Consider the following 16,342-nt stretch of genomic DNA (forward strand, 5'->3'; position numbering starts at 1 on the left):
ATGAGCCAGGACGACGACAAGTGGGGAATCGCCCACGTACACGCATCGTTCAACAACACCATCATGACCGTGACCGACCTCACGGGCGCGGAGACGATCGCGAAGTCCTCCGGTGGGACGGCGGTCAAGCAAAACCGCGACGAGGCGTCGCCGTACGCAGCCATGCAGATGGCCGACTCGATCGCCGAAGAGGTCAAAGCAGCCGGCATCACAGGCCTGCACGTCCGCGTGCGTGGCCCCGGCGGCAACTTACAGAAGTCCCCCGGTCCGGGTGCACAGGCGACGATCCGTGCACTCGCACGCGCCGGTATCGAGATCGGTCGTATCGAAGACGTGACGCCGATCCCACACGACGGATCGCGCGCACCGAAAGGCAAGGGCGGCTACTAGATCATGACGGCTGAGTACGACGTCGAGTTTGTCGAACGCGAGGATCGTGAGACACGGTTCCTCGTCCGCGGCGTGACGCCCGCGTTCGCCAACGGTATCCGTCGCGCGATGATCGCCGACGTGCCGACGATGGCGATCGACACCGTCCGGTTCGTCGAGAACTCGTCGGTGATGTTCGACGAGCAACTCGCACTCCGACTCGGGCTCGTCCCACTGACGACCCCGCCGGAAGGCGAGTTCGGCGAGGACGACGTTGTCACGCTCTCGATCGACGTCGAAGGGCCGGGCACCGCCTACTCGGGCGACCTCGTCTCGAGCGACGACCTCGTCCAGCCGGCCGACGAGAACGTCCCGATCATCGACCTCAAAGACGGCCAGCGACTCGAGGCCGAAGCCGACGCCACCATCGACCGTGGGAAAAACCACGCGAAACACCAGGGTGGCGTCGCAGTCGGCTACCGACATCTCCAGCGTGTGGAGGTCGTCGGTGAGCTGTCGGAGTTCGAAGAGCCCGAGGCCCAGATGGTCCGCGGTGTAATCGAAGACGGTGACGAACTCGTTCCGACGAGCGAGTTCGATCACGACCTCTCGAAGCGGTATCCGGGCAAAGAACTCGAGGTCGAAGACGTTCCGAACGCCTTCGTCTTCCACGTCGAGACTGACGGATCGTTCACCGTCGACGAACTCGTCACGCGGGCTGCTGACACGATCGAAACCCGCGCGATCGAACTCGAAGAAGCAGTACAGTTGTAAGCATGACCCGACGCCCCCAACTCACTCGCGAACCGCACGCCGGCGCCGTTAGTGACGAGACCGGCTCCGGTTCGCACGCTGGAATCGAAAGGGGTTTGAAGGGGCAACGGGTAGACGGAAGTGCGAGCAGGGATAGCCAAGTCTGGCCAACGGCGCAGCGTTCAGGGCGCTGTCTCGTAGGAGTTCGCAGGTTCAAATCCTGCTCCCTGCATCACTTCTGTCAGGTCGAACCGACGTCGACCGAGTCGACCGACCGTCGACGCGGCTTCCGTCGAGTTCGACAGCCGAACGAATTCGATTCCACGACCGGCGAGTCCGTCGCAGTGGACTCGCCACGCGGTGTAAGCCCATCGGGTTTGCACAGTTTCGGTGAGAACGACTCTCACCGCTATCGTCACTTTGGAGGAAATCAATGAGTAGCAAGACCAATCCGAGGCTCAACGACCTCATCGCCGAGCTGAAGTCGACGTCCCGCGAGACGGACGCCGACGTCTGGCGAGACGTCGCGGATCGACTCGAGAAGCCCCGGGCGAACCACGCCGAGGTAAACCTGGGTCGGATCGAACGGTACGCACGCGAAGAAGAGACCGTCGTCGTTCCCGGCAAAGTGCTGGGATCCGGCGCGCTGCAGAAGTCAGTGACCGTTGCTGCGGTCGACTTCTCCTCGTCAGCCGAGACGAAGATCGAACAAACCGGTACACCGGTATCGCTCGAGCAATTGCTCGAAGAGAACCCCGATGGTGCGGGCGTACGGGTGATCGCATGAATCTCGCAGAGTTCGACGCGGACGTCGTCGTCGACGCTCGTGACTGCATCCTTGGACGTGTCGCAAGCGAGGTCGCCCAGCGCGCCCTCAACGGCGAGCGCGTCGCGATCGTCAACGCCGAAGACGCTGTCATCACGGGCGACAAAGAGGACGTCTTCGACACCTACCGAACGCGGATCCAGCTCGGATCCGACCGAGGTCCGTACTACCCCAAGCGGCCGGACACGATCTTCAAGCGTGCCGTCCGCGGGATGTTGCCGTACAAGAAGACACGCGGTCGCGAGGCGTTCGAGAACGTTCGCGTCTACGTCGGCAACCCGTACGAAGACGACCGCGAAGCCGAGGTCGTCGAGGGTACCTCGCTGGACCGACTTTCGAACATCCGCTTCGTCCACCTGGGCGAAGTCTCCGAACAACTCGGTGCTAACGTCACATGGTAACGAACACGAGTGGCAAGAAGAAGACGGCCGTCGCTCGCGCAACGGTGCGCGAAGGCGAAGGCCGCGTACGAATCAACTCCAAGCCAGTCGAACTCGTCGAGCCAGAGATGTCACGGCTCAAGATGCTCGAGCCGTTCCGCATCGTCGGCGAGGACCTGCGCAGCGAGATGGACATCGACGTCAGCGTCGACGGTGGCGGGATCAGCGGCCAGGCAGACGCCGTCCGAACCGCCATCGCACGCGGGATCGTCCAGCATACGAACGACGCCGAACTCCGTGACGCGTTCATGGAGTTCGACCGGTCGCTGCTGGTCAACGACGTTCGTCAGTCCGAACCGAAAAAGTGGGGCGGCCCAGGCGCTCGGGCACGCTACCAGAAGTCCTACCGCTGAGGTGAGCACGATATGATGGTACCGGTTCGGTGTTTCACCTGTGGTAACGTCGTCGGCGAACACTGGGAAGCGTTCGACGAACGAGCGAACGAGGGCGACGAGGACCCCCAGAAGGTCCTCGATGAACTCGGCGTCGACCGGTACTGCTGCCGGCGCATGCTCGTTTCACACAGCGACCTCGTCGACGTCGTCTCCCCGTACCAGTAACATGCAACAGCAACGTCACAACCGATACGAGAAAGCACGAATCCTCGGTGCGAGAGCACTGCAGGTTTCCTACGGGGCACCGGTGCTGGTCGAGACGGATCAGTCCGAGCCGATCCTGATCGCCGCCGAAGAGTACGACGCGGGCGCGTTGCCCTTTACCGTCAAGCGGGGATACGATCGGAAATGACGCTGATTACCGACGTTCGACTCCGGCGCATCCTCGACTCGCGTGGCAACCCGACGGTCGAAGCCGACGTGCTCACCGAGAGCGGTGGCTTCGGTCGGGCAGCTGCACCCAGCGGTGCCAGCACTGGCGAGTACGAAGCCGTCGAACGACCGCCGAGCGAGGCGATTGCAACGGCTCGAGAACGCGCCGTTCCGCGACTGGTCGGTGAGGCGTACGCCGGAAATCAGCGAGAGGTCGACGCGATCTTACACGCTGCAGACGGCACGGATGACTTCTCGGAGATCGGTGCCAACAGTGCGGTCGCCATCTCGATGGCTGCCGCGAAAGCCGGTGCCGATGTGCTGGGCGCGCCGCTGTTCCAGCACCTCGGTGGCGCGTTCCGCGGCGACAACTTCCCGGTCCCGCTCGGGAACGTCATCGGCGGTGGTGAACACGCCGCCGACGCGACGGACATCCAGGAGTTCCTCGTCGCGCCAGTCGGCGCACCGAACGTCGCCGATGCCGTCTTTGCGAACGCCGCTGCACACGCCGCCGTCGCCGATCTACTCGAGGAGCGCGGTGTTCCCTCGGGCAAAGGCGACGAGGGTGCGTGGGCACCATCGATCGACGACAGCGAGGCGTTCGAGATCGTCGATGAGGCGGTCTCGCGCGTCGAAGACGAGGTCGGTTTCGAGGTGGCCTTCGGGCTGGACGTCGCGGCCGCCGAGATGTACGATGCAGAATCGGAGACCTACGAGTACGACTCCGCGGGTGAGAGCCGCGACACCGACGAACAGATCGCCTACATCGCAGAACTCGTCGACGAGTACGATCTCGTCTACGTGGAAGATCCCCTCGACGAAAACGACTACGAGGCGTTCGCTGATCTCACCGACGAAGTCGGTGAGCGGACGCTGATCTGTGGCGACGACCTGTTCGTCACCAACACGGAGCGACTCCGCGAGGGAATCGACCGCGGTGCGGCCAACAGCATCCTGATCAAGCCAAACCAGATCGGGACGCTTACGGACGCCTTCGATGCGATCGAACTCGCGACCAAAAGCGGCTACGACTCGATCGTCTCTCACCGCTCGGGCGAAACCGAGGACGCAACGATCGCACACCTCGCCGTCGCGACCGACGCCCCGTTCATCAAGACGGGTGCCGTCGGCGGCGAGCGAACCGCCAAGCTCAACGAGCTCATCAGAATCGCAGACGACGCGACATGACAGACGACAACGCAACCCAGGAAGGGCTCGACGCCGCCGAAGAAGAGGTGGACGAGGAGCCGGCCGAAGGGGCCGGTCCCGCCGCCGAGGAGGACGTCGAGTCGGTAGACGAACAGCCCGCCGAGGCCGAGGAGGCCGACGCAGAACCAGCCGACGAGGAGGTCGAAGACGAGGGGCCGACTCTCGACGACGACGTCATGAGCGACGAGGAGGCAGACCTCCTCATCCCCGTCGAAGACTACCTCGGTGCCGGTGTCCACATCGGTACCCAGCAAAAGACCAAGGACATGGAGCGGTTCATCCACCGCGTCCGCACCGACGGTCTCTACGTGCTGGACGTCTCGAAGACCGACGGCCGCATCCGCACGGCTGCGGACTTCCTCTCGAATTACACGCCAGAGCAGATCCTGGTCACTTCGAGCCGCCAGTACGGTCGCTTCCCGGCCGAGAAGTTCGCCGAAGCCGTGGGCGCTCGCGCCCGCACCGGCCGCTTCATCCCCGGCACGCTCACGAACCCGAAATACGACGGCTACATCGAACCCGACGTCGTCGTCGTCACTGACCCGATCGGTGACGCACAGGCCGTCAAGGAGGCCATCACCGTGGGCATCCCGGTCATCGCGATGTGTGACTCGAACAACCAGGTCAGTAACGTCGACCTCGTCGTCCCGACGAACAACAAGGGTCGCAAGGCCCTCTCGGTCGTCTACTGGCTGCTCGCCAACGAAGTCCTCGACCGCCGCGGTGCCGAGCCGTCCTACGCGCTCGAAGACTTCGAGAGTCTGGTCTGAATCGGGAGTTCGAAGACAGCGACTTTTCTGAGATCTCACGGCTTCGGTTTCGAGACTCGAGACCTGGCACTTCGAAACGCAACGGCATCGCGGCCGTACGGTCGACGGCGAACAGAGCGACAACGTTACTTATCGACCGTGCGAACGAGCGGCTATGGACTGGCTATTCGAGTTCGAGGAAGAAGAGCTGCCGACGGCCGTACTTCTCGCGACGGCAGCACTGGTCGTGATTTTCGCGGTCGGGATCCCACTTCGACTTCTGCTCGGCCTTTTCTGATTCGGGGCCTTTTTCTGACCGGTTCGAACGCCGAGAGTCGCACCCACTGGCTTCGGGACGGGCTCGAGCGCTCAGCCGAGGAAGACACCGATCAGCAGTCGCAGTCCGAGGCCGACGAGGATCAGCCCGGACAGCCAGCGAACCCCAGTGGCGAGTCGCGGCCGCGTGAGTAACAGTCGTCGAACTGCACTCGAGCCGACGGCCACTCCTGCGAGATATGCCATCGTCACTACCGCGTAGATGGCTCCCAGAACCGTCAGCTGGCCCGAAACGTGGCCGGAGCCGTCGACGAACTGTGGGAGGAACGCGAGAAAGAAGAGCGCGACCTGTGGATTCAGGACGTTGACGAAGACGCCCTCGCGAAACGGGCTCGTTTCGGTCTCGGGGCCGTCCTCGCGGAGGAGAGCGTCGTCACGAATCGTTCGGACGCCGAGGAATACCAGATAGCCAGCGCCGAGATACGAAACCAGTGCGAACGCGAGTTCGGAGGCACGAAACACCGCTGAGAGGCCAACGACTGCCGCAACAGTGTGGACGAGGACGCCGACGCTGATCCCCGTTGCGGAGGCGATGCCGGCTTGCCGCCCGTCACCGACGCTCCTGGTGAGCACGTAGAGCGTATCCGGGCCGGGTGAGAGGATCATCGCTCCTGCGGCGACGAGGTAGACCGCGAGCACCGCCGGATCGATGACGGCCGACGCAACAAGGTCAGTCACTCGAGGCCCCCTCCGCGGTCGGATCCCCGTTCACGTCGGCCGCAGTGAGAGCCCCAGGCCGTCGCCTCGAGTCTGCCAGGGGACAGCGGGCGTGGGTTGGCGTCTCGGCAGATCACTGCCAGGCAGTTTCTACGTTGTCGATAAAAATGACAGGGATCGGGCAAGGCCAGGGAACGGAAGGTGAGACGTAAACCGCTGGTGTCCGTAACGTCCCCTAGTTCATGGCCGAACACGCACTGACGCTGATGGAAGACATCGAGCAGTCGGGCAAAACAGGAATGATGTACCTCTGGGGGGCGATCATCTCGGCGATCGTCTCGCTGTTGATCCCGGTCGTCGGTATCGTGGCGCTCTACAGCGGCTATCGACTGACGACGGTGATGGAACGCCGATGGTTCGGGTTCTTCTTTGCGGCGATCGGGCTGGCGAGTCTGACCCTGATGATCGTCGAACTCGTGTTACTCGAGTTGGGGTACATCTCGTTTTGAATCGCCCGGTGCTCGCATCTCAACGACGTGTCCGTCCAACCGGCTTATAGCACGTCGGTGAGCGGCTCGAACCAGACAGCCGCCACCAGAACGGCCAGAAAGACGTAGGAACCGCGAACGAGCAGCATCGTTGCCAGTTCGGGTGGGGCCCGGCGGGCAACGAGTGCAACGGCACCGAACGCGAGTGCGGCCAGAACCGCCGTGGGTGGGAACACCCGAGCGACGGCGAACGCGACGACGACGAGCAAGGCAGTGGCCATGAGGCCGTAGGCGATGGCCGTGGCTCGAGCCGGGCCGACGGCGACGGCGACGGTTCGTTTCTGGATCGAGCGGTCGTAGTCGTAATCTTTGGTGTCGTCGACGACTTTGATCCCCGAGAGCAAGACGAGAAAGACGAAGGCGAACGCGAGTGGGACGGCTGCTAGAGCTTCGGTCTGGACGTAGTAGCCGCCGACGAGTGCCAGGGCAATGCCGAACGGATAGCCCGTCGTCGCCGTGAGTGGGTTCGTATCGAGCTGTGGGGCGTGGTGGTAGGCGACGAGCCACAGCGGGATGGTGAGCAGGGCCGCGACCCAATCGACGAACACCACCAGAAACAAACAGCAGAGCGCGAAGACCCCCGTCGAGGCGACGAGGCCGACCCGACAGCCTCGTTCGGTCAACGGGTGATCGTCGTCCTCACCGCGGACGTGAAAGTCGACGTAGCCGTCTTTGACGTGAGCCGTGTAGACCGCTGCGAACGTCGCGACGGCGTGGACCGTCGCCAGTGCGAACGAAACGTATCCGGCGAGGATGGCACCGAACAGCGACGCAGCGATCGGCGGGAGCATGAAGACCGGGTGGACCTGCGACCAGTACGCCCGCGCCGTCGCTTCGGTTCCCTGCTCGTGTCTCACCAGCGACATGGAACGGACCTCAACGAACCGAACCATAATACCTGCCCTCAGGAATCGCCCGGCGACGACGGCGCCGAGTCGGTCACGACTTCCGAAACACACAGTTTGATGTGGTATCTTCTCTCACGAGACACTATGTCAGACGGAGACACAGCCGCGGACCTCTTCGTCGACGCCCTCGAGTCCTACGGCGTCGACTACGTCTTCGGAAATCCGGGGACGACGGAATTGCCGATCGTCGAGGCCATCGGAACGAGCGATCTCGAGTACGTGCTCGGACTGCACGAGGACATCGCGGTGGGGATGGCCGGTGGCTACGCACAGACCCGGCGCTATCACGCCCACCACGACGACGACGTGCTGCCGGTCGGCGTCGCCAACCTCCACATCGCGCCGGGGCTCGCCCACGGGCTGGGCAACCTCTATGCGGCGAAGCTCGTCGGCGCGCCGCTGGTCGTCACGGCAGGAAACCACAGCACTGACTTTCGTCACGAAGAGCCAATTCTGTCGGGCGATCTGGTCGGGATGGCCGAGGAGTTCTGCAAGTGGTCGGCCGAAGTGCTCGATGCGTCCGCCCTCCCGACGATGCTCCGGCGAGCGTTCCGCGTCGCGATGACGCCACCGACCGGCCCCGTCTTCCTCGGGCTCCCCCTCGACGTGATGCTCGAGACGGTCGACGCCGAGCCCGAACCACTTGGGCCCGTCCCGAACGCGGGCAGCGGCGACCCGGGACAACTCGCACACGCCGCTGAGTTGCTGGCCGAGGCGGACAATCCCGTGTTGGTCGTCGGCGACCACATCGCCCGCTCGGGGGAAGACGCCGTCGCGGCGGCCGTCGATCTCGCCGAGGTAGCCGGATTGCGCGTCCACGGCGAGATCCTCTCCTGTGAGGTCAACTTCCCGACCGACCACGACCAGTGGGTCTCGTACATCCCGCCGGACGAAGGCCTCGCGTCGACGCTGCTGGACGCCGACACGCTCGTCTTCGCGGGCTGTTCGACCAACACTACGTTGACCCGCCACGAGGAGCCGCTGGTCGACGCCGATGCGACCTGTATTCACCTCGGCGACGATGCCTGGCAACTCGGCAAGAACGAACACGCCGATGCGGCCGTCCTCGGCGACCCCGGTCTGGTCATGGGGAACCTGGTCGAACACGTCCAGACGCTCGTCGACGCCGAGACGCTCGAGAGCCGACTCGAACACGTCGCCGCGGTCTCGGAGATGGTGGAAACACAGGTCGCCGCGATGGGCGAGGACGACGGCGGAGACGACCCGCGGGCCTCGAAGGCAGAACTCGTCGACGAGATGGAACGCGTCGCCAGCGACGCCTACATCGTAGACGAGGGAGTCACCTCCAAGTACGCGATGCTCACCCGCTGGGATCTCGCGCCCGAACAGTACATCTCGAACAAGGGCGGCGGGCTCGGCTACGGGCTTCCCGCCGCGGTCGGTGCCGCCATCGCCGAGGGCCAACGCGAGACGCCACGCGACGTGATCGGCTTCATCGGCGACGGCTCCTACCAGTATTACCCACACGCACTCTACAGCGCAGCCCGCTCCGAGGTCGACCTGACCGTCGTCGTCTCGGACAACCGCAACTACCGCATCCTCAAGGACAACACCCTCAAGCTCATGGGCGGGGAGGAAGCCGACTACGCGTTCGTCGGCATGGACTTCGACCCGCCGGTCGACCTCGTGAAAAACGCCGAGAGCCACGGCGCCCGCGCCCGCCTCGTCGAGACGCCCGACGAAATCGCCGATGCGCTCGAGGACGCCCTCGCCCACGACGGCGTCGACGTCCTCGACGTGCTGGTTCACGACTGAGACGAGCTGTCGTCTCTGTTTTCCGGGAGAGAAACACAACAGCCATATGACTGGTTTCCGAATTGGTAAGCCGATGTGGACGGTCCTCGCATACGGCTTTTTGTTGCTGGTCGTCCTCCAGATGGTGGCCGCAACGCTGGTTCGTCGCGACGCAATCGAAATCGGCATGCGACACCCTGAGGCGTGGTTTCGCGCGGTCATGTTCCCGGTGTTGGGCCTCCCGCTACTGCTTCACTACCGTTCGAAGCGGGCTGTACACCTCGAGCGAGACGAGCAGGTGTAGCGAGTCTTTACTCCTCTTTGATCCGCTCACCCTCGAGCGTCTCGGGAAACAGTTTCCCCGGATTCAGCGTATCCGTCGGGTCGAGCGCGCGCTTGATCGCACGCATCGTCTCGACCGCGCCGGCACCGTGTTCGGGCTCGAGAAACCTGCGCTTGCCCAGTCCGATGCCGTGTTCGCCGGTCGCGGTGCCGCCGAACTCGAGTGCGAGCTCGACGAGGTCGCGGTAGAGTCGTTCGCCGCGGTCGACCATCTCCGGGTCGTCGGGGTCGACCAGCACGGAGTAGTGGACGTTGCCGTCGCCGGCGTGGCCGAAACAGGGAACAAGCAGGTCCCGCTGTTCACCGAGTCGTTTGGCCTCTCGAACGACTTTGGGGTAGGCACTGATGGGGACCGTCACGTCGCCGGGGTGGAGCGGCTCGAGGTCGGGATCGTAGCTCCGGACGGCGTAGGCCAGTTCGCGCCGGGCCTGCCAGAGCCGTTCCATCTCGGCATCGTCGTCACTCATCTCGAAGCGGGAGACGTCGTGGCTCTCGAAGATCGTCCGGCAGAGGTCGATCTCCTCGTCGACGCCGTGGTTCGCGTGGAACTCGAGGAAGACCATCGGCGCGTCGGGCAGGTCGGTGCCGAGATAGTCGTTCGCCATTCCGGCGCTCAACTCGTCGACGAGTTCGATCCTGGCGACGTCGACTTCCGTCCGGATCGCATCGGAGATGGCTTCCGTCGCGTCCTCGAGCGTCTCGAAGATCGCTCGTCCGCCGCGGATCTGCTCGGGTCGGCCAGCGAGTCGAAGCGTAACGCGAGTAACGACGCCCAGTGTTCCTTCGCTGCCGATCAGGAGTTCGGTCAGGTTGTAGCCGCTTGAAGTCTTGACCGCCCGCGAGCCCGTCTCGATGACGGTGCCGTCGGCGAGGACGGCCTCGAGGCCGAGCACCCAGTCGGCGATCTCGCCGTATTTGACGGTCTTCATGCCGCTGGCGTCGGTGGCGACCATGCCGCCGACGGTCGAGATGTCGCCCGACGAGGGCAACGGCGGGAAAAAGAGGCCGTCGTCGGCGACGTACTCGTCGACGTCGGTTCCGATGATCCCAGGGCCGACGTCGATCTGGAAGTCCTCGGGACGATACTCGATGACGTCGTCCATCCGGGTCAGGTCGAGGCTGATACCCCCGTGGGCGGGGACGGCGTTGCCCTCGAGTCCCGTTCCCGCCGCGAAGGGTGTGACGGGGACGCCGTGGTCCGTTGCGGCGGCGAGGACGGCCGAAACGTCGTCTGTCGACTCGGGCCAGACGACCGCGTCGGGGACGACCGCCTCGTCGGAATCCTGGGTCCCCCAATCGGCTGCACGTGGCTCGCGTCGTCCCATCGCAAACGAGAGCTGGTCGTCCGCGAGCGCGAGGGCCTCGAGGAACGAACAGTCGTGTGTCATACCCCCACGTTGGCCAGCGGCCGTATCAACGTTTCCCACCGGCCTCGATGTACACTACCGGCTGGCTGTCGTCAGTTCGAGCAATACCTGGAAACGAATACCATCCTCGAGCCCATACCCACGGCTGTGACCGACGAGCAACCGGCGACACTGAAAGACGTGATCGATGACCACGCCCTCAAGGACCGACTCGCACGGCTTTCCTACCATCTCGAAGCGACCGCCGAGCTACCGGTCGACCGGCAGGCGAGCCGCTGGCTCGGCGAAGCCGAAGCCGTCGCCCGCGATCTCGAGCGAAGCGACCTCGACCGGGAGACGGTCGCCCGGCGCGTCGCGAAGGTGCAGGACCTGCTCGACGAGGTCGACGAGACGGGCCACGCGGACGCCGACGAACACCTCGTGACGGCCAGGCGGGAGTGTGTCGACCTGCTCGAGTCCTGAGTGGACTGTCGGGATAGCCCTGATGGAGCGTCGTGATAGTTGTGAGTGGGCCGCCGGGATGGTCCCCGGCGGACTCGAGCGGAGTGGATCCATCGGAAACGCCGAAGTTTATGATAGTTCGTGACGCGATAGGGGACGATGACACGACGATCGAACCACGGGCGGTCAGGGAGGGTCGAGCCGTGACGGGTGAACGTGACCTGTTGATCAGCCTCAACGACTACGAGCGACCCCAGGACGTCGCCGAGCGCGCCGTCGAAGCCGAGGAACTCGGCTTCGATCGACTTACTGTGGGCGAGACGACGGGCTGGAACATCGTTCCGCCGCTGACGCTCGCGGCCGACCGTACCGAAGAGCTCGGCATCTCGAACGACGTCGTCTCTCCGTTCGGGCGCTCACCGGCGATGCTCGCCCAGATGGCGCTCACCCTACAGGCGGCCGCCGACGGCCGCTTCCGGCTCGGGATCGGCCCAAGTTCGCCCGCCATCACCGAACGCTGGCACGGCGCGGCGTTCGAGCGGCCACTACGGCGTACCCGCGAGACGATCGAGATCATCCGTGCGGTCTACGAAGACGGGACCCCGGCCTACGAGGGCGAGATCTTCGAGATCGCCGGGCTGAACTACGAACGCGGGCCGTCCGAGAACCCGCCGCCGATCGACGTGGCCACGCTCGGCCCGAAAGCCACGGAGTTGGCCGGCCGGTTCGGCGACGGCTGGGCCCCCCAGCTGTTTACAAAATCCGGCCTCGAGAAGCGATTGGAGGACCTCGAGCGGGGAGCCGACCTCGGCGGGAAAACGGTCGACGACCTTCGGGTCGCCCCGATCGTCCGCGGGATGGCGAGCCATGACCGCGAGCGTGCCCGCGAGCGGACTCGGAGGACGATCGCGTTCATGCTCGGCGCGTACGGTCCCTACTACGGGGATTCAGTTGCTGAACAGGGCTATCCCGACGTCGTCGAGGCGGTTCGTGAGGCCTGGGGCGACCGGGACACCGACGCGATGGCGGCCGCACTCTCCGATGAGGTGCTCGACGACCTTGCACCCGCGGGGACGCCCGAGGAAGTCGCCACGTGGGTCGACGAGTACGCCGCTATCGACGGCGTCGACGCCGTGCGCGTCGGCTTCGTCGACGGGATGAGCGAGGCAGAGAAGCGAGCGACCATGGAGGCAGCGGTCGGCCGCGTCTAATCGGTCAGCCCGACTCCCAACCCGCTCGAACGCTGTCGACCACGGGAGTCCGATCGGTATGTGAATCGTCCCAGTTGTTACTATCATATGAACTCCCGTTGGATCGGGCAGCCTGTCGTGTGTCACCATCGGTGATCGTTTCACCAATCGAGCAGGTATCGATACTGCGGGCCAACGATCCGACTCAGGCCTCGAAAAGTCGAGTCGTCTCGGACGGATCGGGGTTCCAGATGTAGCCTTCGATGGCAGAGACGGTGCCGTCGGTATCGTATACACCGCGGCCTCGTTCACGAACCTCGAGCACCCGTCCAGTGCGCGTCGTGATTCGGTACGTGATGTCGAACTCACGTCGATCTGTCAGTGCTGCTTGGACTGCGTCCCAGACCGCTGATGAATCATCCTGGTGGATGATGTCGTCGCCAAGCGAGACCGTGCCGTCGACGAGGTCGTCCGAGTCGTATCCGGTGAGGTCGACTGCGCCATCGGTCGCAAACTGCACCGGCCACCCGTCGTCGTTGGCGACGCGATAGCCCATCCCCGGCAGATTGTTCAGGAATTCGTTTGCGTGATCGACGATCGTCGTCTGTCGGTCGGCGAGCCTCGCGGCGGCGTCCATCTCGGCTCCGATCTCCGTCGAAAAGTCGTGTATCTCCTCGACACGGTCGGCGAAGGCGTCGATCGCCTGTGCCTGCGTATCGTTCGCATCGGCGATCTCTTCGGCCCCGTGTGCGCCGGTTTCGACCACGTCAACGACTTCTTCGATGGACTCACGCATCGAGTCGATGTCGTCGACGGCGTCTTCGAGTGACCTCCGCGTTCGCTTTGCGGCGTCGAGTCCATCGTTCGTACTCGAGTCCAGTTCGCTGATCGTCGTTGCGATCTCGTCTGCAGTCGTGCTCGTCTCCGCTGCGAGGGCTTTGACCTCGTCGGCGACAACGGAGAACCCGCGGCCGTGTTCGCCAGCGCGAGCCGCCTGAATGTTGGCGTTCAATGCGAGCAGATTCGTCTCGTCAGCCACTGCTGCGATGAGGTCGGTTGCCTCGCTGATCCGATCCATCCGGTCGTCGATTCGTTGGACGGCATCGACGAGGTCGTTCGCGTCTTCGACGGTCTGCTTGACCACCGCATCGGCTTGTTGACCAGCCTCGAAGCCGTCTTCCGCCACCGTATACGCCTCGTCGGCCGACTCGGCGACGCGCTCTGCTGTCGCGGCGATCTCCTCCATCGTCGCACCCACCTCATCGATACGCGCTTGCGCGTCGGCAGTCCGTTCGGCCTGCTCGGTGGTCGCCTCGAGCGTTTCCGAGATATGCGACGCGATTCGTTCTGTGTGGCTCACCAGTTGCGTCAGTTCGTCCGCTGAAGTCACACTAGAGGGGAACGTCCCAGACACATCTTTCTATCGACTATTCTCCCGTCTTAGGGCTCGAGCGGGCTGAAAAATGCCATTTCGTGACCGTTCGCTGTTACCGAAACGACGGTGGGTCGGTGATTACTGTGCGGCTCGAGTGGCTGCGTCGATCCGCTCGAGCGCCTCCTTCAGGTCCTCCGTTCCGGTCGCATAGGAGAGGCGGGCGTAGCCTGCACCGTTGGCACCGAACGCGTCGCCGGGAACGACGACGACGTCACGCTCGAGGACCGCCTCACACCAGCCATCGGGGACCTTCGGCATGACGTAGAACGCACCCTCCGGTGTCGGCACCTCGAGTCCGGCGTCCTCGAGGCCGTCGAGGACGAGATCACGGCGTCGTTCGAAGGCGGCGACCATCTCCTCGACTGGTTCCTGTGGGCCGGTCAGAGCAGCCTCGGCGGCGTACTGAGCCGGCGCGGAGGCACACGCCTGTCCGTACTGGTGGACCCGGAGCATGCGCTCGATTCGTCGATTCGAGCCGACGACCCAGCCGAGACGCCAGCCGGTCATCGAGTAGGTCTTCGAGCAGGCGCTGACGACGACGACGTTGTCGGTCTCGGCGAACTCGAGCGGCGAGCGGTGGTCGCCTTCGAAGACGATCCGTTCGTAGACTTCGTCGGAGAGACAGAGCACGTCGTGTTCGTCGGCGATTCTGGCGAACTCACGCATATCGGCTTCGCTCTGGACGGCTCCCGTCGGGTTTGCGGGGCTGTTGACGACGAAGACGGCGGTGTCGTCGGTGATCGCCTCCTCGACGGTCGCGGGGTCGAGGGTGAGGTCGTCACGCAGCGGAACCGGTTTCGGCGTCCCGTCTGCGATCTTCGTTAGCGCGTCGTAGGAGACGAAGCCAGGATCGGGGAAGATGACTTCCTGACCGGGGTCGACGTGGGCCTGGAGCACCAGGTGGAGGGCCTCACTCCCTCCCGAGGTGGCGATAACGTCCTCGGGGTCGACCTCGAGGCCGTATTCGCGGTCGTATGTCGCCGAAATCGCTTCACGGAGCGATCTGGTCCCCTTGTTCGAGGTGTAGGCGTCGGTGAGGTCGCTCTCGATCGCCTCGATGGCCCCACGGCGGGCATGGGCGGGTGTCGGAAAGTCCGGTTGGCCGATACCGAGATTGATCGCGTCCTCGCCGGCAGCTTCGAACACTTCGCGGATGCCGCTGATCGACACCTGCTCGACGCGACGTGCAAACTCCGTCATGTCAGTACCGGGGGCGTCGAGCCCGATAACTCTTGGTGGTCCGCTCGGCCACTGTGACTGCGTCGGCGCCGTCGTGTCTCCACGGGAGACTGTGGCCAAAACGCATATGTACTTCCTATCGCTCGTTTCCGGTGATGCCATCCTCTCGACGATCCGTTCTCGCTGCAGGCGCCACGGGCGCACTCACGCTCACGGCCGGCTGTTTCGAGTTCGTCACCGGCGACGGCCCCCTGGAGTTCGAGGCTGCACGTATCGGCCCCACCGAGGCCGCACTCGAAGAAACCGGCTACGAACTCGCGGACGTCGAGGAAGAGCGGTTCGAAGAGACCGTCGAGTTCGGCGTCGAACGAGAGATCCACGCCTCGTTCTGGTATGCGACGTACACCAAATCGCCGACTCCAGATGACGAAGGGGCTGAGGAACTCCTCGAGGGCGACGAACCAGCACCCGAAGAGACAGGCGAGGAAGACGAAGCCGACGACGAAGCACTCCTCGACGAGCATGGAGACGAGCTTCCCAGCGACGAGACGGAAGCCGACACCACTGACGACGACGGGGCTGCACTCGGCGAACTCGACGGCGCATCCATGGACGACGCGATGCCTTTCGACTCCGGGGACCTCGGAGAGCACACCTTCGTGGCCGTCTCGACCCCCGGAATCGAAGTGGCCGGCCGATCGCTCAATCCTCTGGAGGGGTTAGCCGCCGACGAACTCCTAGAAGAGTTACTCGACCAGTCGGATCAGGACGTAGAGGACGTCAGCCACGAGGAGTCGGTCACGCTCGAGATTCTCGGCGAGGACCGTGACGTCGACCGGTTTACCGGGCATGCAGGGCCCAATGGCGAAAGCCCGCCGATCAGCTTCACCGTCACGTCGTTCGGCCACGCGGACGATTTCATCGTCTTACTCGGTGCCCACCCCGAGGCATTCGAGGCGGAAACCGAACACGTAGAGACGCTGATGACGTCCGTCGAACACCCGCTCGAGGAGTCGTAGCTATCGACCGATTTGTGTGAGAAAACGGATCTGGCGCGGTCGTCGGGCGACC

General features: G+C 64.2%; 21 protein-coding genes and 1 tRNA gene. 17 read left to right on the top strand and 5 right to left on the bottom strand.

Annotated elements, in window-relative coordinates; translation table 11 throughout:
* The 11 genes from AArc1_RS09030 (at position 1) to AArc1_RS19510 (ending at position 5,411) form a co-directional block, all read left to right on the top strand.
* The gene (locus AArc1_RS09030; RefSeq protein WP_117364064.1) at positions 1-390 is read left to right on the top strand and encodes a 30S ribosomal protein S11; all 390 of its coding nucleotides are present in this window, start codon (positions 1-3) and stop codon (positions 388-390) included.
* 3 nt (positions 391-393) lie between these two features.
* Positions 394-1,143 (top strand): DNA-directed RNA polymerase subunit D, encoded by a 750-nt coding sequence (locus AArc1_RS09035; protein WP_117364065.1) that lies wholly within the window; start codon positions 394-396, stop codon positions 1,141-1,143.
* Between the two features lie 126 nt (positions 1,144-1,269).
* Positions 1,270-1,354 (top strand) — tRNA-Leu (locus tag AArc1_RS09040).
* Between the two features lie 201 nt (positions 1,355-1,555).
* A complete protein-coding gene (locus AArc1_RS09045; RefSeq protein WP_117364066.1) occupies positions 1,556-1,909 on the top strand; it encodes a 50S ribosomal protein L18e in 354 nt (117 codons plus the stop codon).
* Positions 1,906-2,349, top strand: coding sequence for a 50S ribosomal protein L13 (locus AArc1_RS09050; RefSeq protein ID WP_117364067.1), 444 nt, complete (start codon positions 1,906-1,908; stop codon positions 2,347-2,349). The genes AArc1_RS09045 and AArc1_RS09050 overlap by 4 nt, the downstream gene beginning before the upstream one ends.
* Positions 2,343-2,741 carry a 30S ribosomal protein S9 gene (locus AArc1_RS09055; RefSeq protein ID WP_117364068.1) on the top strand — a complete coding sequence of 133 codons (399 nt, stop codon included), beginning with the start codon at positions 2,343-2,345 and terminating at the stop codon, positions 2,739-2,741. The genes AArc1_RS09050 and AArc1_RS09055 overlap by 7 nt, the downstream gene beginning before the upstream one ends.
* A 12-nt stretch (positions 2,742-2,753) precedes the next feature.
* Entirely contained in the window at positions 2,754-2,948 is a 195-nt protein-coding gene (locus AArc1_RS09060) for a DNA-directed RNA polymerase subunit N (protein ID WP_117364069.1), read from the top strand.
* Position 2,949: 1 nt separating this feature from the next.
* Positions 2,950-3,135, top strand: coding sequence for a DNA-directed RNA polymerase subunit K (locus AArc1_RS09065; protein ID WP_117364070.1), 186 nt, complete (start codon positions 2,950-2,952; stop codon positions 3,133-3,135).
* Complete coding sequence (gene eno / locus AArc1_RS09070; protein WP_117364071.1) at positions 3,132-4,343, top strand: phosphopyruvate hydratase; 1,212 nt, start codon at positions 3,132-3,134, stop codon at positions 4,341-4,343. The genes AArc1_RS09065 and eno overlap by 4 nt, the downstream gene beginning before the upstream one ends.
* Positions 4,340-5,134 carry a 30S ribosomal protein S2 gene (gene rpsB, locus AArc1_RS09075; protein ID WP_117364072.1) on the top strand — a complete coding sequence of 265 codons (795 nt, stop codon included), beginning with the start codon at positions 4,340-4,342 and terminating at the stop codon, positions 5,132-5,134. The genes eno and rpsB overlap by 4 nt, the downstream gene beginning before the upstream one ends.
* Positions 5,135-5,288: 154 nt before the next feature.
* Entirely contained in the window at positions 5,289-5,411 is a 123-nt protein-coding gene (locus AArc1_RS19510) for a hypothetical protein (protein ID WP_267130100.1), read from the top strand.
* A 71-nt stretch (positions 5,412-5,482) separates the two neighbouring features.
* On the opposite strand, the gene AArc1_RS09080 is transcribed toward AArc1_RS19510, so the two are convergent.
* On the bottom strand, positions 5,483-6,127 hold the full coding sequence (locus AArc1_RS09080) for a LysE family translocator (protein ID WP_117364073.1): 645 nt from the start codon (positions 6,125-6,127) through the stop codon (positions 5,483-5,485).
* 221 nt (positions 6,128-6,348) lie between these two features.
* On the opposite strand from AArc1_RS09080, the gene AArc1_RS09085 reads away from it, so the two are divergent.
* Positions 6,349-6,615: a hypothetical protein gene (locus AArc1_RS09085; protein ID WP_228442417.1), complete on the top strand. Its 267-nt coding sequence runs from the start codon at positions 6,349-6,351 to the stop codon at positions 6,613-6,615.
* A gap of 44 nt (positions 6,616-6,659) precedes the next feature.
* Here the strand turns inward: AArc1_RS09085 and AArc1_RS09090 are convergent, their stop codons facing one another.
* Positions 6,660-7,520 carry a UbiA family prenyltransferase gene (locus tag AArc1_RS09090; protein WP_117365844.1) on the bottom strand — a complete coding sequence of 287 codons (861 nt, stop codon included), beginning with the start codon at positions 7,518-7,520 and terminating at the stop codon, positions 6,660-6,662.
* Between the two features lie 126 nt (positions 7,521-7,646).
* On the opposite strand from AArc1_RS09090, the gene AArc1_RS09095 reads away from it, so the two are divergent.
* Both AArc1_RS09095 and AArc1_RS09100 read left to right on the top strand, forming a co-directional pair.
* Positions 7,647-9,338: a thiamine pyrophosphate-binding protein gene (locus AArc1_RS09095; protein ID WP_117364074.1), complete on the top strand. Its 1,692-nt coding sequence runs from the start codon at positions 7,647-7,649 to the stop codon at positions 9,336-9,338.
* 73 nt (positions 9,339-9,411) lie between these two features.
* Positions 9,412-9,621, top strand: a complete 210-nt coding sequence (locus tag AArc1_RS09100; protein WP_133412340.1) for a hypothetical protein — start codon at positions 9,412-9,414, stop codon at positions 9,619-9,621.
* A 7-nt stretch (positions 9,622-9,628) separates the two neighbouring features.
* Here the strand turns inward: AArc1_RS09100 and AArc1_RS09105 are convergent, their stop codons facing one another.
* Positions 9,629-11,047, bottom strand: coding sequence for an FAD-binding oxidoreductase (locus AArc1_RS09105; protein WP_117364076.1), 1,419 nt, complete (start codon positions 11,045-11,047; stop codon positions 9,629-9,631).
* 126 nt (positions 11,048-11,173) lie between these two features.
* On the opposite strand from AArc1_RS09105, the gene AArc1_RS09110 reads away from it, so the two are divergent.
* Both AArc1_RS09110 and AArc1_RS09115 read left to right on the top strand, forming a co-directional pair.
* A complete protein-coding gene (locus AArc1_RS09110; RefSeq protein WP_394341216.1) occupies positions 11,174-11,488 on the top strand; it encodes a hypothetical protein in 315 nt (104 codons plus the stop codon).
* Positions 11,489-11,670: 182 nt separating this feature from the next.
* Positions 11,671-12,678 carry a TIGR04024 family LLM class F420-dependent oxidoreductase gene (locus AArc1_RS09115; RefSeq protein WP_228442418.1) on the top strand — a complete coding sequence of 336 codons (1,008 nt, stop codon included), beginning with the start codon at positions 11,671-11,673 and terminating at the stop codon, positions 12,676-12,678.
* Positions 12,679-12,862: 184 nt separating this feature from the next.
* On the opposite strand, the gene AArc1_RS09120 is transcribed toward AArc1_RS09115, so the two are convergent.
* Entirely contained in the window at positions 12,863-14,047 is a 1,185-nt protein-coding gene (locus AArc1_RS09120; RefSeq protein WP_117364078.1) for a methyl-accepting chemotaxis protein, read from the bottom strand.
* 123 nt (positions 14,048-14,170) lie between these two features.
* Positions 14,171-15,292 carry a pyridoxal phosphate-dependent aminotransferase gene (locus tag AArc1_RS09125; protein WP_117364079.1) on the bottom strand — a complete coding sequence of 374 codons (1,122 nt, stop codon included), beginning with the start codon at positions 15,290-15,292 and terminating at the stop codon, positions 14,171-14,173.
* 134 nt (positions 15,293-15,426) lie between these two features.
* Between AArc1_RS09125 and AArc1_RS09130 the strand changes: the two genes are divergently transcribed.
* Complete coding sequence (locus AArc1_RS09130) at positions 15,427-16,290, top strand: DUF6517 family protein (protein ID WP_117364080.1); 864 nt, start codon at positions 15,427-15,429, stop codon at positions 16,288-16,290.
* Positions 16,291-16,342 lie beyond the last annotated feature (52 nt).

This window comes from Natrarchaeobaculum sulfurireducens, assembly GCF_003430825.1.
GTDB lineage: Archaea > Halobacteriota > Halobacteria > Halobacteriales > Natrialbaceae > Natrarchaeobaculum > Natrarchaeobaculum sulfurireducens.